Source organism: Neorhizobium galegae, assembly GCF_017877135.1.
In the GTDB taxonomy this organism is placed as follows: domain Bacteria; phylum Pseudomonadota; class Alphaproteobacteria; order Rhizobiales; family Rhizobiaceae; genus Neorhizobium; species Neorhizobium galegae_A.
The window spans coordinates 1-15,870 of the sequence record NZ_JAGIPH010000008.1 but is presented as its reverse complement, the minus strand read 5'-3'; the positions used below and the strand labels follow the sequence as shown (position 1 = coordinate 15,870).

Below are 15,870 nucleotides of genomic sequence, written 5' to 3'. Positions count from 1 at the left end.
ATCCCGGTTCAAAGGAGGAGAAACGAATGACGCATTCATGGCTCAACCCCACGCGCCGTGGGTTCCTGGCCGGCACCACGGCCATCGGCGGCAGCGCCCTTCTGGGCATCCGCCCGGCATCGGCGGCCGTCAACTGGAAGAAGCACGCCGGCACCACGCTGGAAGTCAATCTGGTCAAGAGCCCGCGCAGCGAGACGCTGATCAAGTATCTGCCCGAATTCGAGGCGCTGACCGGCATCAAGGTCAACGCGGAGGCAACTCCCGAGCAGCAGCAGCGCCAGAAGGTGGTGATCGAGCTGTCGTCCGGCAAGCCGAGCTTCGATGTCGTGCATCTGAGCTACCACGTGCAGAAGCGCCAGTTCGAAAAGGGTAAGTGGCTGGCCGATATCAGTGGCTTCCTCAAGGATCCCTCGCTGACCGATCCGTCGCTCGTCGAAAGTGATTTTGCCGAAGCCGGGATGCAGTTTGCCAAGGATCAAGCCGGTGTGCTGCGCTCGCTTCCCTTCTCGGTGGATTACTGGATCGTCTACTGGAACAAGGAACTGTTTGACGCCAAGGGCCTCAAATACCCGCAGACCTTCGAGGAGATGGTCACGGCGGCGGAAAAGATCACCGACCCATCGACCAATACCTATGGTTTCGTCGCCCGCGGCCTGAAAAATGCCAATACGCCGGTCTGGACTTCGTTGATGCTCGGATACGGCGCAAAGCCGATCGGCGCCGACGGGAAACTGTCAACGGACAGCAAGGAGGCCGTGGAGGCCGCCAAGCTCTACCAGCGCCTGATGACGAAGGCTGCCCCTCCCGGCGTCTCCGGCTTCAACTGGGCAGAAGCGCAATCGGCCTTCCTGCAGGGTAAGATCGGCATGTGGTTTGATGGCGTCGGTTTCGCGCCACCGATCGAGAATCCGGAAAAATCACGCGTCGTCGGCAAGGTCGGCTATGGCGTGATGCCGAAGGGGCCTGCCGTCCAGGCGGCCGGCACGTTCGGCGATGGCCTCGGCGTTGTGGAAGCCAGCGCCAAGAAGGAAGCCGCCTATCTGTTCTGCCAGTGGGCGATCTCGCATGACATGGGCGCCCGCCTGCTGCAGGCCGGTGCCGGCGTTCCCTTCCGCCAGTCGATCCTGGAAGACCAGAAGGTGCGCGAGGGCGTGAAAATGCCGGCGGCCTGGCTCGATGCCGTCGTGGGCTCCGGCAAGGTGTCGCAGCTGGCGCTGCCGGTGATCATTCCGGTGACGGAATTCCGCGACACCTACGGCGTTGGTCTCACCAACATGATCGGCGGTGCCGATCCGGCGGCAGAACTGAAGAAGGCGACGGAACAGTTCGCACCTGTTCTGGCGCGAAGCGAGGGATAATGGTCTCCGTGAGCATGGAAAACACATCGGCCGGCACGCGCGGCGCCAAGAGGAGCAAGCCCGCGCGGCTTGCTCCCAACTACTGGCCGTTCGTCATTCCGGCCCTGGTCGTCATTTCGGCCGTGATCGTCTTCCCCTGGGTCTTTACCCTGTGGATGAGCGCGCATCGCTGGACGCTCGGCCAGGAGCAGAGCTTCATCGGGCTGGAAAACTATATCCGGCTGGCAGGCGATGGGCGCTTCTGGGAATCTCTCTGGCACACGCTGATCTACACCGTGTTGTCCGTGGTGGCGCCGCTGTTTCTGGGAACGCTTGCAGCCCTGGTGTTCGATGCCGAGTTTCCCATGCGCGGCTTCCTGCGCGGCGTGTTCGTCATGCCGATGATGGCAACGCCGGTTGCCATCGCCCTTGTCTGGACGATGATGTTTCATCCCCAGCTCGGCGTCCTCAACTACCTGCTTTCCTTCATCGGCATCGGCCCGCTCGAATGGATCTACAACCAGTCGACCGTGATCCCCTCGCTGGTGCTGGTGGAAACCTGGCAGTGGACGCCGCTCGTCATGCTGATCGTTCTCGGGGGGCTCGCCGCCGTGCCGCGTGAGCCTTACGAGAGCGCCGAGATCGACGGCGCCAATGCCTGGCAGAAATTCCGCTATCTCACCATGCCGATGATCGCGCCCTTCCTGATGATCGCGGTGATCATCCGCTCCATCGATGCGGTGAAAAGCTTCGACATCATCTATGCGATGACACAAGGCGGGCCCGGGACGGCTTCCGAGACGATCAATATCTACCTCTACAACACGTCCTTTGCCTATTACGACATCGGTTACGGCTCAGCCATGGCCGTCGTCTTCTTCATCGCCATCATCGCGCTTTCCTTCGTGCTGTTGATGGTGCGCCAGAGGGCCAACTGGTCCGAGATGGAGGAACGCTGATGAAACGCAAGACCCTTAACCGGATCGGCTTGTTCTTCGTGTCGCTCGTGATGATTTCGCCGGTCATCCTGTTCTTTCTCTGGATGATCTCGCTGTCGCTCAAATACGAGATCGACAACGGTGCCTATCCGCCGATCTTTATTCCGGAACGGTTTGCCTGGTCGAACTATGTGAAGGTTTTCGAGGAGAACAATTTCTTCCTCTATTTCTGGAATTCGATCCTGGTGACCGGTGCTGCCACGCTTCTGGCGCTGGTGATCGGCGTTCCGGCCGGCTACGGCATCGCCCGGCTGAAGGCCGAAAAATCGGCGGTGATCATCATGATCGCCCGCATGACGCCCGGCCTTTCCTTCCTCATTCCGCTGTTCCTGCTGTTCCAATGGCTGAACATGCTCGGCACGCTCTGGCCGCAGATCATCATCCATCTCGTCGTCACGGTTCCGATCGTGGTGTGGATCATGATCGGCTATTTCGAGACGACGCCGAAGGAACTGGAGGAAGCCGCCAGCATCGATGGCGCCTCGTCCTGGCAGGTGTTTCGCCTCGTGGCGCTGCCGATTGCCAAGCCCGGCATCGTCGTATCCTTCATCCTGGCGGTGATCTTCTCCTGGAACAACTTTGTCTTCGGCATCGTGCTGGCCAGCCGCGAAACGCGCACGCTTCCGGTTGCCGTCTACAACATGCTGTCCTTCGAACAGGTCAGCTGGGGACCGCTTGCGGCGGCGGCTTTGATCGTCACGCTGCCGGTGCTCTTGCTCACCATGTTTGCGCAGAAACAGATTGTCGCGGGGCTCACCGCCGGCGCCGTCAAGGGCGGCTGACACATAGCCCGACAGGGCTCATTACGGGATCATCACAATGGCACCAGTCAATATTTCGAACGTCCAGAAGCGCTTTGGCGCAGTCAACGTCATTCATGGCATCGACATCGACATCAAGGATGGCGAGTTCGTCGCCCTGGTCGGTCCGTCGGGCTGCGGTAAATCCACGCTGCTGCGGATGATTGCAGGGCTTGAGGAACTGACCGACGGCGAAATCCGCATCGGTGCGCGGGAGGTCAGCAACCTGCCGGCGCGTGACCGCGATATCGCCATGGTTTTTCAGAACTACGCGCTTTATCCGCACATGACCGTCAAGGACAATATGGGCTTTGCGCTGAAGCTGAAGAAGGTCAGCGCCGAGGAAACCAAGGTCAAGGTCGATCGCGCCGCCTCCATTCTCGGCCTTGAAAGCCTGATGGACCGCTATCCGCGCCAGCTTTCGGGCGGTCAGCGCCAGCGTGTCGCCATGGGCCGCGCATTGGTGCGCGATCCCCAGGTTTTCCTGTTCGATGAGCCGCTGTCCAACCTTGACGCCAAGCTTCGCGTGCAGATGCGCGGCGAGATCAAGGCGCTGCACCAGCGGATCGGCACCACCACCATCTATGTCACCCATGACCAGGTGGAAGCCATGACCATGGCCGACAAGATCGTGGTGCTGCATGACGGGGTTATCGAACAGGTGGGGGCGCCGCTTGACCTTTACGATCGCCCAGCAAATCTCTTCGTCGCCGGCTTCATCGGCTCGCCTGCGATGAATTTCATCCATGGCCGGGTGGAGGAGGGCGTGTTCCGCACGCTGAACGGTCTGACATTGCCGCTGCCGGCTGCGGCAAACCCTGCAACGCTCGGCGGTCGCGAGCTCGTCTGCGGGATCCGGCCGGAACATATCCGGGCGGTGACGTCCGGCGGCATCGAGGGCCGGGTGGAACTGGTCGAAGGCACCGGCTCGGAAATCTATGCCAAGCTTGCCTGCCGCGGCGATGAGATCGCCTGCCTGTTTCGCGAAAGGCTCGACGTGCGGTTTGGCGATACCATCCAGATAGCCATCGATCCGGACAGCATGCATTTGTTCGATGCAGAAACCGGCAGGCGTCTCTGATCATGACGAAGGGTGTGGAGCCGGTCGGCATCCGGGCGGTCCAGCCGCCCGGTCGCGTGCTGTGCGTCGGCGCGGCCGTGCTCGATACGCTGTTTCGAGTGCACGAGATGCCGCGTGGCGAGGGCAAGGTTCTGCCCTATGCCATGGAGCAGATTGCCGAAGGCATGGCGGCGAGTGCCGCTTATGCCGTGGTCTGCATGGGCGGTCGCGCGAGCCTCTGGGGTGCGGTCGGCAATGACGAGACAGGTCACCGCATTGTGCGGGAGCTTGCCGAGAGCGGCATCGACACCGATGGCATGACGGTTGTCGATGGCGCCCGCTCGGCCTTGTCGACGATCCTCGTTGATGCGGCGGGTGAACGGCTGATCGTGCCCTTTTACGATCAGAAGCTGCACGCAACGAAACGTTCCTGCACCGAAAAGGACCTTGCCGCCTTCGACGCGGTGCTCGTGGACGTGCGCTGGCCGGCCATGGCGCTCGATGTGCTGACCATGGCGCGCCACCTGGGCAAGCCCGCCATTCTGGACGGCGACGTTGCACCAGTGGAAACGCTGGAGAAGCTGGCGCCGGCTGCAACGCATATCGTCTTTTCGGAGCCGGCCGCAAAAAGCCTGACCGGAGCTGCAGATGTTGCCACCATGGTCTCTCTGCTGCAGGCGCGGTACCCACAAACCTTCATCGCCGTGACGGCGGGTCCGGCCGGCTGTTACTGGGCAGAACCCGGTGTGTCCGGTATCGCCTTTGAACCGGCATTTCCGATCACGGCTGTCGATACGCTGGCGGCGGGCGACATTTTCCACGGTACGTTTGCGCTTGCTATTGCCGAGGGCATGGCCTCCCGCAAAGCCATTCGCCTCTCTTCCGCCGCTGCTGCCCTCAAATGCACCGTTTTCGGCGGACGCCTGGGCGCGCCGAGTCGTCTGGAGGCAAATGCGCTTCTGCAGGCGCAGGAGCGGGCCTAGGCGGGTGCTCAGGCCTGACGGCCTGCGGCGGCTCAACCGCGTGCCGCTTCTGCGCCAGGGGGCAGGTGATAGCCCCGTGCACGTTTTCGGCGGGCCAGATCGAGAAACAGGTCCACGGCGTCCTCTTCCCTTACGAAATGGTGGTGCCTGGACTGCCCCCTCTTTCCGATGCGCCCCCAGGTCCGGATCAGACAGATGTCGCCAAACAGGGTCGTGGTGATATCCAGCGCGTAGTAACGTGCCATGTTTCGGGCACCGTCCCGTCGTTCGACGTAAAGACTGTAGGTTTGTGTGCTCATGCCGAAAGAGTCGGACATCCTGCCGGTAACGTCCAACGAGACTTATGAATCGATTGCGCCTCACCGATTCATAAAGGTGACGTATTCTGCAGACGGACGACGCTTTGCGGGCTGAGCCCGCCGACGCCACGATCCCGTGCCCGGTTTTACAACCGTGCCGGCTCTTCCTTGTGATGCCGAAGGCCGGTGCCATAGGCGGCCAGAAAGACGGCAACACCGGCTTCGATCAGGGCATCATACTCGGCCTGCGATGGCGGCTTTATCGACAATGCCCAGTTCAACGGCAGGTCGGCCTTCACGAGGCTCGAAAACTGCTTCACCGCAAGATCGATATTGTCGATGCGGAAATATCCATCCGAAATGGCCTTTTCGAAGAAGGCGCGCAATTCCGCCTGTTCCCGCCTTGGGCCGCCATTCATGAAGATCTCGGTAATGGCTGGAAAGCGCGAGGCATTGGTCATGATGAGGCGATGGAAGGCGAGTTTCTTGTCGCTGAGAAAGATCGCGGTGAACCGTCGCGCGATGGCGCGCAAAGCGGCTTCGATATCCGTCACCGGCTGGTCCCTGTCCCAAAGGGGCGGTGGCCTGTGGGTCTCGAACTCCTCCGCCATGAGGCCGTAAAGCAGGACTTCCTTGCTCTCGAAATGCGCATAGACGGTCGCCTTCGAGACGCCGGCCGTCTGGGCAATCATGTCCATGCTGGTCAGATCATAGCCTTGATCGAGAAAACTTGATCGCGCAGCCTGTAGAATAAGGCGCACTTTCGCATTCTTTTTTTTCCCGATTTTCGGTGAGATTTCGGCCTCTTCGGCCTGCTTGTCCGCGACGGCTTTCATGCTTGCTTTCTTTCCGTTCGAACTGAACGGTTCGGTTCACTCTTGACTTTGATATATGGGCCTGCAATCTGACGCAAATGAACTGAACGGTTCGGTTCAATTTGGTTGCAGCACATGGTCAAGCCCCCGGTCCTTTCCCTGCCAAGCCCACACTTTGCGTGGGTTCCGCATCGCATCATTGCCGTTTCAACCCTTCTGGCCCTTTCCGGTTGCACAGTCGGACCCGATTTTTACGTACCCTATGCGCCTGACGTTACCGGCTATACCCGTGACAATCTCGGCAAAACCAGCCAGACGTCCGCCGCCGGCGGGCAGTCGCAGCGTTTCGCGGTGGGAACCGATGTGAACCCGGCCTGGTGGACACTGTTCAAGTCAAAGCAGCTGAACGCTTTTGTGGAAGAGGCCGTTCGCAACCATCCCGATGTCGCGGCAGCACAATACGCGCTAAGGGCGGCGCGTGAAACAGCACTTGCTGAACAAGGCGGGCTGTTTCCCCAGGTGAGTGCCAGCGCGTCTTCGACGCGAGAACGCACGGCCGCCAGCGGCAACGCCTCTGCCTCCCTCTATACCCTGCACAATGCTTCGGTCGATGTGTCCTATGCGCTGGATGTCTTTGGCGGCACGCGCCGGCAGGTCGAGGCCAAATGGGCGGCTGCGGAATACCAGCGCTTTGAACTGGAGGCGACCTATCTGGCGCTTACCGCCAATGTCGTGACGTCCGCGCTCACCGATGCCTCGCTCAGTTCACAGATTGAAGCCACCCAGGATATCGTCCGGCTCCAGCGGGAACAGCTGGAGCGTATCCAGCAACAGTTCAACCTCGGCGCCGTGCCCGCCTCCGACGTTCTGTCGCAGCAATCGACGCTTGCCCAGACGGAGGCGACGCTGCCCTCGCTGCAGAAGCAGCGTGCCCAGACCCGCAACGAACTGATGGCCTATCTCGGCCGCCTGCCAAGCCAGGATCGCGGCGAAAGCATCAAGCTTGCCGATCTGCATCTGCCGCAGGCGCTTCCGGTCAGCCTGCCCTCGGCGCTCGTGCGCCAGCGGCCGGATATCCGGGCGGCGGAAGCCACATTGCATGAAGCCACCGCAAGCGTTGGCGTTTCGATTGCCAATATGCTGCCGCAGATCAGCCTCAGCGGCAGCTATGGGTCGAGCGCTGCGACACCGTCCGATCTCTTCTCGGCCAATTCGATTGCCTGGAGTGTCGCGGGCTCCGTCACCCAGAAGCTGCTTGATGGTGGATCGCTGTTCCACACAAAGGAAGCGAGTGTTGCGACCTTCGAGCAGGATCTTGCCAAGTACAAGAGCACGGTCATCACCGCCTTCCAGGATGTCGCCAACAGCTTGCGGGCGATCCAGTACGACGCCAACGCTCTGCAGGCCCAGACGGAGGCGGAAAAGGCAGCCAAGGCAAGCCTCACCATGGCCGAAGAACAGTACAAGACCGGTGCCGTCGATTATCCGACCGTCTCCAGCGCGCAGCAGACCTACCAGAACGCGGTGATCTCTCGCGTGAAGGCCCAGGCCACCCGCTACACCGATACCGTGGCGCTCTACCAGTCGCTGGGTGGAGGCTGGTGGAACCGGCAGGACGAGACCGAGCAGTCGCAACCCCGCGTCAAGCCGGGCCGGTTTGCCGGGCCGGACCAGATCTCCTCCCGATAATCGTTCAACAGTATTTTAGAACAAGAAGGTCCAAACGCGATGATCAAGCGAATGGTGATCATGCTGCTTGCCACCGGCGCTGTCTTTGGCGGGCTCTACTGGTTCCAGAACTTCAAGTCCGGCATCATCAAGCAGGTCATGGCGAGCATGAGCAATCCGCCGCAGACCGTCTCGACCGCGATTGCCGCCCGCACCGACTGGCAGGACGAACTCGATGCCGTCGGCACGCTGAAGGCTGCCAATGGTGCCGATCTGGCACTGGAAGTGTCCGGTATCGTCAAGAATATCAGCTTCAAGTCCGGCGATACCGTGACCGCGGGGCAGACGCTTCTGCAGTTGGCGGCAGAGGAAGACGTTGCAAAGCTTGCCTCGCTTCAGGCAACGCTGGATAACTATGTCATCACCCTGCAGCGCGACAAGGCGCAGCAGCTGATCAAGGCCGTCAGCCAGGCCACCGTCGACAGCGATACGGCCAATGTGCGCAACGCCCAGGCGCTGGTCGACCAGCAGAAGGCCGTGGTGGCGCAGAAGACGCTGACGGCGCCCTTCGGCGGACGTCTCGGCATCCGCTCGGTCGATCTTGGCCAGTATCTGACGGCCGGCACCACGGTCGTTACCCTCCAGTCGCTCGACCCGCTCTACGTCGACGTCTACCTGCCGCAGCAGGCGCTTAGCCAGCTGAAGGTGGGCCAGGAGGTCAACACCTCGGTCGACGTCTATCCGGGCCGCGTCTTCAAGGGCGAGATCTCGGCGATCAATCCGAAGGTGGACACCACGACGCGCAACGTGCTTGTTCGCGCCACCATCCAGAATTCCGATGGCGCGCTTCTGCCCGGCATGTTCAGCCGTGTTGCCATTGCCGTGGGCTCGCTGCAGCAGCTTGTCACGCTGCCGCAAACCTCCATCGTCTACAACCCTTATGGCGACAGCGTCTTCATCGTCGGCGACAAGAGCAAGAGCGATCAGCCGCAGGATGTCGTCCGCCAGGTTTTTGTGAAAACCGGCAGTGTGCGCGGTGACAATGTCGCGGTCGTCGATGGCGTGCAGCCGGGCGATAGCGTGGTCATCGCGGGGCAGATCAAGCTTCGAAACGGAACGCCCGTCAAGGTCGACAACAGCCACGTACCGCCAGCCCAAGACGCGCCTGCGATCACGGATCAATAGGACAGCTCCCATGAAAAGCTTCACGGATATCTTCGTGCGCCGGCCCGTTCTGGCGCTGGTGGTGAGCGCGCTTATTCTCGTCCTCGGCCTGAAGTCGATGACGTCGCTTTCCATCCTGCAATATCCCCGCACCCAGAACGCCACCGTGACGGTGACGACCACCTATTCGGGCGCCGACGCCGACATCATTGCTGGCTTCATCACGACACCGCTGGAAAATGCCATCGCGCAGGCCAACGGCATCGACTACATGACGTCGACCAGCAAGACCGGCACGAGCACGATTACCGTCAACCTTCGCCTCAACTATGATTCCGGCAAGGCGCTGACGGAAATCAACACCAAGGTCAATTCGGTGATCAACCAGCTGCCGGCCAATGCGCAGCAGCCGGTGCTGACGCTGTCTGTCGGGCAGACCATCGATTCCATGTATATCGGCTTCAAGAGCGATGTGCTGGCGCCCAACCAGGTGACCGACTATCTGACCCGTGTGGTGCAGCCGAAGCTGCAATCGGTGAAGGGTGTCCAGACGGCCGAACTGCTCGGTGCCAAGAAGTTTGCGCTGCGCGCCTGGATCGATCCGGTGAAACTCGCCGCCTATGGGCTCAGTGCTTCCGAAGTGTCCACGGCACTGACCAGCAACGACTACATCTCCGGTCTTGGCACGACCAAGGGGCAGCTCGTTCAGGTCAATCTTTCCTCCTCGACCAACCTGCATTCGCTCGACGAGTACAAGAACCTCGTCGTCAAGCAGACCAACAGTGCCATCATCCGCCTGAAGGATGTCGCCAATGTTACCCTCGGAAGCGACGATTACGACAGCGTCACGAGTTTCAACGGCCAGTCGGCCATCTATGTCGGCATCCAGGTTGCACCGACCGCCAACCTTCTCGATGTGATCAATGGCGTGAAAGCGGTGCTGCCCGATATTCAGGCGCAGCTGCCGGCCGGTCTGACGGGCACGGTGATTTACGACTCCACCGCCTTCGTCAACAGCTCGATCGATGAGGTGATCCACACGCTTCTCGAAGCGGGCGTGATCGTCACCATCGTGGTCTTTGCCTTCCTCGGATCCTGGCGGTCGGTTCTCATTCCCATCGTTGCCATTCCGCTGTCGCTCATCGGGACATTCGGCCTGATGCTGCTGATGGGCTTTTCGATCAACCTTCTGACGCTGCTGGCACTGGTTCTGGCCATCGGCCTGGTGGTCGATGATGCGATCATCGTCGTCGAAGGGGTCAACCGGCATATGGAAGAAGGGATGTCGCCCTTCAATGCGGCGCTCCAGGCGGCCCGGGATCTGGCAAGCCCGATCATCGCCATGACGGTGGTGCTGATTGCCGTTTACGTCCCGGTCGGCTTCCAGGGTGGGCTCACCGGCGCCCTCTTTACCGAATTTGCCTTTACGCTTGCCGGTGCCGTCACCGTCTCTGCCGTTATTGCGTTGACGCTGTCACCGATGACCTGCGCCAACCTGCTGAAGCCTATTCCCAAGCACGGCACGACGATGGAAGCGCGCATCGTTCATGCCATCGACCATTTCATGGAGAGGTTGAGCCGCGGCTATCGCCGGGCGCTGGAGGGCACGTTGAACACGCTGTCGGTGGTGGTCGTCTTTGCGCTCATCGTGCTCGGCAGCATCTACTGGCTCTATGCCTCCTCCACCAGCGAGCTTGCGCCGGAAGAAGACCAGGGCGTTATTCTGGGCCTGACCACGGCATCCCCGACCTCGACGCTGAAGCAGAGGCAGTTCTACTCGCAGCAGGTTTATGACGTGCTGAAGCCGAAACCGGAAACCAATCTGGTCTTCCAGATCGATGCGCCGGGCCAGTCCATTCTCGGCTGGGTGCTGAAGCCGTGGGATCAGCGGGAAAAGACCACCAAGGTGCTGCAGCCACAGGTGCAGCAGGAGTTCAACCAGATCAGCGGCGTGCGCACCGTCGCCTTCCAGACCTCGCCGCTTCCCGGCAGCAACGGCCTGCCGATCCAGTTCGTGCTGACCACCACCAACGATTTCCCGCAGTTGAATGATGTCTCCGGCGCCTTCATCGCGGCCGCTTTGAAGACCGGCAAGTTCATCTTTCTCGACAATGACCTGAAGTTCGACCAGCCGGAATCGCGTGTCGTGTTCGACCGCGAGAAGGCATCCGAGCTTGGTCTGAGCATGTCGGATGTCGGCAGCTCGCTCGCCACCATGCTGGGCGGCGGCTACACGGGTTATTTCAGCCTCGACGGCCGGTCCTACAAGGTGATCCCGCAGGTTCAGCAGATGTCCCGCCTCAACGCCAAGGATGTGTTGAACTATTATATCAAGGCAAGCGACGGCAGCAGCATCCCGCTCTCGACCATCGCCCATATCGAGACCAAGGTCTCGCCGCAGTCCTACAATCACTTCCAGCAGGTCAACTCCGCCACCATTTCCGGCGTGGCCATGCCGGGCGTGGCCATGGGCGATGCGCTGCAGACGTTGAAGCAACTGGCGGCCGACACCCTGCCGCCCGGCTATTCGGTGGATTACGGCGGCCAGTCGCGACAGCTGGAGCAGGAAGGCGGCGGCTTCGTCACGACCTTCGCCTTCGCGCTGGTCATTATCTTCCTGTCGCTGGCTGCCCTGTTCAACAGCTTCCGCGATCCGATCGTGATCCTCGTCTCAGTGCCGATGTCGCTTGCCGGTGCGCTGATCTTCATCAGCCTTGGCCTCGGTGGCGCCAGCGTCAACATCTACACGCAAGTGGGGCTGGTCACCTTGATGGGTCTCGTCAGCAAGCACGGCATCCTGATGGTGGAAGTGGCCAACGAGCATCGCAATGCCGGCAAGTCGAAGCGGCAGGCCATTGTCGAAGCGGCTGAAATCCGCCTGCGTCCGATCCTGATGACCACCGCTGCCATGGTGCTCGGCGTCATTCCACTGATCACGGCGTCCGGCGCCGGTGCTGCGTCGCGCTTCAACATGGGCCTCGTCATTGCTTCGGGCCTGTCCATCGGCACGCTGTTTACGCTCTTCGTCGTGCCGGCAGCCTATGTGCTGATTGCCAAGGGCGGTGTCGCCAGCACCGAACTGGAGACAATGCCCGCCGCCGTGCCCGAGCCTTCCTGAGGATGCCAATGGCCTCCGGACAGAAATGTTCGGGGGCCATCTGCGCGCCGCGCCGATCCGTTATCCGCAGAATCGGCAACGGGTGAGTCGGGGCAAATGAGAGCATTTGGGAGCCCCATTTCCCTCGACGCAGGCGATTTTGCCGTCCTTGCTTCAATCAGACAGTGGATAGAGCGCGCCAAGGCGCGATTTTCTAAATCCCGTCAACACATTGGTAAGGTTCGTTTAAACGCCGATTCACCGGGGGGCGGCGCAAAACTTGTGGCGCTATCAACACCCCATCGCCGGTAAGCGCCTTGTTCCAATTGCCGAATCGCAGATAATAACGCTTAAGAGGCAACAAAGGCCTCAAAACCGTTATATCCAGGGCATCGGGTCCATGAACGCTAATATAGGCTTCCTGCCAAAGGAGAGCGCCATGCACTTCGAGGATCAGATCCTCGAACAGGGCGATCTCATTTCGAAGAAGCTGCATCTGCTCAGCGTTCAGCGGTTTCCCCCGAACGCCAAGAAGACACTGCGGCCCTTCACGCTTGCCGAGGTGGCAAGCTATGTCGGCGTCTCGCAGAGCACATTGAAGAAGCTGCATCTGGAAGGCAAGGGGCCCTTGCCCCAGACTTCGTCGTCAGGGCGCCGTTCCTATACGGCCGAGCAGATGCTGGAATTGCGGCGCTATCTCGATCAGCACGGACGCTCGGAAAGCCGCATGTACGTGCCGCACCGGCGCGAAGGCGAGAAACTGCAGGTCGTGGCCGTGGTCAATTTCAAGGGCGGGTCCGGCAAGACCACGACGGCGGCCCATCTTGCCCAGCATCTTGCCCTGACCGGCCATCGCGTGCTGGCCGTCGATCTCGATCCGCAGGCCTCGTTGTCGTCGCTGCATGGCTTCCAGCCGGAGCTTGACCAGGTCGCTTCGATCTATGATGCGATCCGCTATGATGGCGACAAGAAGCCTCTGGCGGACATCATCAAGCCGACCAATTTTCCCGGCCTCGACATCGTGCCGGCCAATCTGGATCTGCAGGAATACGAATACGATACGCCGCTTGCGATGGCCGACAAGACGTCCAATGACGGCAAGACCTTCTTTACGCGCATTTCGCGCGCGCTTGCGCAGGTCGAGGACGCCTATGACGTCGTCGTCGTCGATTGCCCCCCGCAGCTCGGCTACCTGACGCTCACGGCACTGACCGCAGCAACCAGCGTCCTGATCACCATTCATCCGCAGATGCTCGACGTGATGTCGATGGGGCAGTTCCTGTTGATGCTCGGCGGCATCCTGAAGCCGATCCGGGCTGCCGGCGCCGAGGTGAACCTGTCCTGGTATCGGTATCTGATTACCCGCTATGAGCCGACGGATGTGCCCCAGGCGCAGATGGTGGGTTTCATGTCGACCATGTTCCACGAATTCATGCTGAAGAACCAGATGGTGAAATCGACCGCGGTTTCGGATGCCGGCATTACCAAGCAGACCCTTTATGAAGTGGAGCGTGCCTCCATGAACCGGGCGACCTATGACCGGGTGATCGAGTCTCTGGATGCGGTGAACCGCGAGATCGCCGATCTCATCCACCGCTCCTGGGGACGATGACTTGTCGGGCGACAAAATGGATAATTTCTGAAGAATATTCAGCGGGATAGAGATGAAAGGGGACAACAGGATGGCAAGAAAGAACCTGCTCGAAGGCTTGACGGCTCTTCACGAGGAGCAGGCTGCCGTCGTGTCCTATCCGATGCGCGGGGCGGGGAAATCGCTGGTGCGTTCGCTGGATGAACTGGCAAAGCAGGCCGACAAATATCTCGAAGGCGAAGTGGTCGTGGAGATTGAGCCGGACCTGGTCGAGGCGTCCTTCGTGCAGGATCGCCTTGCCAGCGACAATCAGGATGTGCGCGATCTGGTGGACGCCATCAGGCTTCGCGGACAGGACACGCCGATCTTGGTGCGGCCGCATCCGCTGCGCGAAGGACTGTACCAGGTCGTCTTCGGCCACCGGCGCCTGAGGGCCGCCCGTGAGCTGGGCCGCAAGGTCAGAGCGGTGGTCAAGTCCATCGATGACCGGGCCCATGTGATTGCGCAGGGCCAGGAAAACTCCGCCCGTGCCAATTTGACGTTCATCGAGCGCGCGCTGTTTGCAAGTCGCCTGGAGACGCTCGGCTATGATCGCGAGGTCATCATGGCAGCGCTTGCTGCCGACGCCTCTGCCGTTTCCAAGATGATGTCGGTGACGCAGCGTATCCCGGCCGACATCATCCAGGCGATCGGCGATGCGCCGTCGATTGGGCGGGAGCGCTGGGTTGAGCTGTCGCTGCTGGTCGGCAAGGCGTCGAACGCTGTGCGGCTGCACCAGATCATGGCCGCGGATGACTTTGCGGAACTTGCCTCTGACGAGCGCTTCCTGGCGATCCATAGCGGCTTGAACCGGTCGTCGCGGGCGGTGAAGAAGGCGTCGCCTGCCACCAAGGCCAAGTGGGCGCCGGAGGACGGAAGCGTCGTCATCGAGATGCAAAACGACAACAAGGGATTTTCGCTGTCGATGAAGGCGCGAAACGCAACGCGTTTTGGCGACTTTCTGTCGCGAAACCTCGACGCTCTGTATGAGCGGTTTCTGGATGAAACGAACAAGGGAGACTGAACGACAAAAGAAAAAGGCCCCCGAACGGTTGCCCGTGGAAGCCTCTCTCTGAACTAAGCACTCTGAGAATCGCATTTCCACGAATCATAGTCAAGAGTCTTGGCGTCGTTTCGGCGAGCGGATTTCTTTTGCCAATCGAAGGTGAAAGAAGATGCAAAGAGAGAGTGTGACGACGCCCTTCGGGCGGCGGCCGGTGCGTCTTGCTCTGGTGAAAGAGCAGATGCAGGCCGCAGAGACACGGCCGGTGCGGCCGGTTGAGAAGTGGAAAGTGTTTCGGGATGCCTGCGAAGCGCGGGAACGGCTGGGTCTTCCCGACCGAGCGCTGACGGTTCTGGACGCCCTGCTGAGCTTTTATCCGCAGAACGAACTGGATGGCGAACAGGATCTCGTCGTCTTCCCGTCCAACATGCAGCTTTCCGTGCGCGCCCATGGCATTGCCGGCACGACGCTTCGACGTCATCTGGCAACACTGGTCGATGCGGGCCTCATTCAGCGGCGCGATAGCCCGAACGGCAAGCGTTACGTTCACCGCGCAAAGGATGGCGCGATCGAACTGGCCTACGGTTTTGATCTTTCACCGCTTATGGTGCGCGCAGCGGAACTCGCCCTCCTGGCCCAGAATATCGCCGCCGAACGCCAGCGCTTGCGCCGCGCCAAAGAGGAACTCACCATCTGCCGTCGTGATGTGCGCAAGCTCATCACCGCAGCGATGGAGGAGGGCGCTGCCGGCAATTGGGAGCGGATCGAGAGCCATTATATAGCGCTTGTATCTAGGCTGCCGCGCCGCGCCGACCTCAAAACCATCACCACAATCTTGGACGAGATGGCTTTGTTGCGTGAGGAGGTACTCAACCATCTGGAACTTCAGCTAAAAACACAAAAAACAGACGCCAGTGACATCCATTCTGGCTATCACATACAGAATTCAAAACCCGAATCCCTTAATGAACTTGAACCCGCTTCAGAAAAGAAGCAGGGCGAAATCTCGGCGCCAA

General features: G+C 60.6%; 13 protein-coding genes. 11 read left to right on the top strand and 2 right to left on the bottom strand.

Translation table 11 applies throughout. The features are described 5' to 3' along the window. Positions 1–26: 26 nt before the first annotated feature. From J2858_RS19755 to J2858_RS19735, 5 genes are read left to right on the top strand one after another with little or no spacing between them, the layout of a single operon-like run. Positions 27–1,358: an ABC transporter substrate-binding protein gene (locus J2858_RS19755; protein WP_210106582.1), complete on the top strand. Its 1,332-nt coding sequence runs from the start codon at positions 27–29 to the stop codon at positions 1,356–1,358. After that, positions 1,358–2,296: a carbohydrate ABC transporter permease gene (locus tag J2858_RS19750; protein WP_210106581.1), complete on the top strand. Its 939-nt coding sequence runs from the start codon at positions 1,358–1,360 to the stop codon at positions 2,294–2,296. Before J2858_RS19755 ends, J2858_RS19750 begins: the two co-directional genes overlap by 1 nt. Further along, complete coding sequence (locus J2858_RS19745; protein ID WP_210106580.1) at positions 2,296–3,117, top strand: carbohydrate ABC transporter permease; 822 nt, start codon at positions 2,296–2,298, stop codon at positions 3,115–3,117. Before J2858_RS19750 ends, J2858_RS19745 begins: the two co-directional genes overlap by 1 nt. A 37-nt stretch (positions 3,118–3,154) precedes the next feature. Beyond that, the gene (locus J2858_RS19740; protein ID WP_210106579.1) at positions 3,155–4,216 is read left to right on the top strand and encodes an ABC transporter ATP-binding protein; all 1,062 of its coding nucleotides are present in this window, start codon (positions 3,155–3,157) and stop codon (positions 4,214–4,216) included. Positions 4,217–4,218: 2 nt separating this feature from the next. After that, a complete protein-coding gene (locus J2858_RS19735) occupies positions 4,219–5,178 on the top strand; it encodes a sugar kinase (RefSeq protein ID WP_210106578.1) in 960 nt (319 codons plus the stop codon). Between the two features lie 32 nt (positions 5,179–5,210). On the opposite strand, the gene J2858_RS19730 is transcribed toward J2858_RS19735, so the two are convergent. Then, entirely contained in the window at positions 5,211–5,477 is a 267-nt protein-coding gene (locus tag J2858_RS19730) for a WGR domain-containing protein (protein ID WP_210106577.1), read from the bottom strand. 146 nt (positions 5,478–5,623) lie between these two features. Continuing rightward, positions 5,624–6,313 (bottom strand): TetR/AcrR family transcriptional regulator, encoded by a 690-nt coding sequence (locus J2858_RS19725; protein WP_210106576.1) that lies wholly within the window; start codon positions 6,311–6,313, stop codon positions 5,624–5,626. 114 nt (positions 6,314–6,427) lie between these two features. On the opposite strand from J2858_RS19725, the gene J2858_RS19720 reads away from it, so the two are divergent. From J2858_RS19720 to repC, 6 genes are all read left to right on the top strand, one after another. Continuing rightward, positions 6,428–7,981 (top strand): efflux transporter outer membrane subunit, encoded by a 1,554-nt coding sequence (locus tag J2858_RS19720; protein ID WP_210106575.1) that lies wholly within the window; start codon positions 6,428–6,430, stop codon positions 7,979–7,981. 39 nt (positions 7,982–8,020) lie between these two features. Then, the gene (locus tag J2858_RS19715) at positions 8,021–9,145 is read left to right on the top strand and encodes an efflux RND transporter periplasmic adaptor subunit (RefSeq protein ID WP_210106574.1); all 1,125 of its coding nucleotides are present in this window, start codon (positions 8,021–8,023) and stop codon (positions 9,143–9,145) included. Between the two features lie 10 nt (positions 9,146–9,155). Continuing rightward, on the top strand, positions 9,156–12,242 hold the full coding sequence (locus J2858_RS19710) for an efflux RND transporter permease subunit (RefSeq protein WP_210106573.1): 3,087 nt from the start codon (positions 9,156–9,158) through the stop codon (positions 12,240–12,242). A gap of 379 nt (positions 12,243–12,621) precedes the next feature. Beyond that, on the top strand, positions 12,622–13,833 hold the full coding sequence (gene repA / locus J2858_RS19705; protein WP_210106572.1) for a plasmid partitioning protein RepA: 1,212 nt from the start codon (positions 12,622–12,624) through the stop codon (positions 13,831–13,833). 70 nt (positions 13,834–13,903) lie between these two features. Then, the gene (gene repB / locus J2858_RS19700) at positions 13,904–14,875 is read left to right on the top strand and encodes a plasmid partitioning protein RepB (RefSeq protein ID WP_210106571.1); all 972 of its coding nucleotides are present in this window, start codon (positions 13,904–13,906) and stop codon (positions 14,873–14,875) included. 151 nt (positions 14,876–15,026) lie between these two features. Beyond that, the coding region (gene repC / locus J2858_RS19695) for a plasmid replication protein RepC (protein ID WP_210106570.1) at positions 15,027–15,870 on the top strand (844 nt) is incomplete at its 3' end.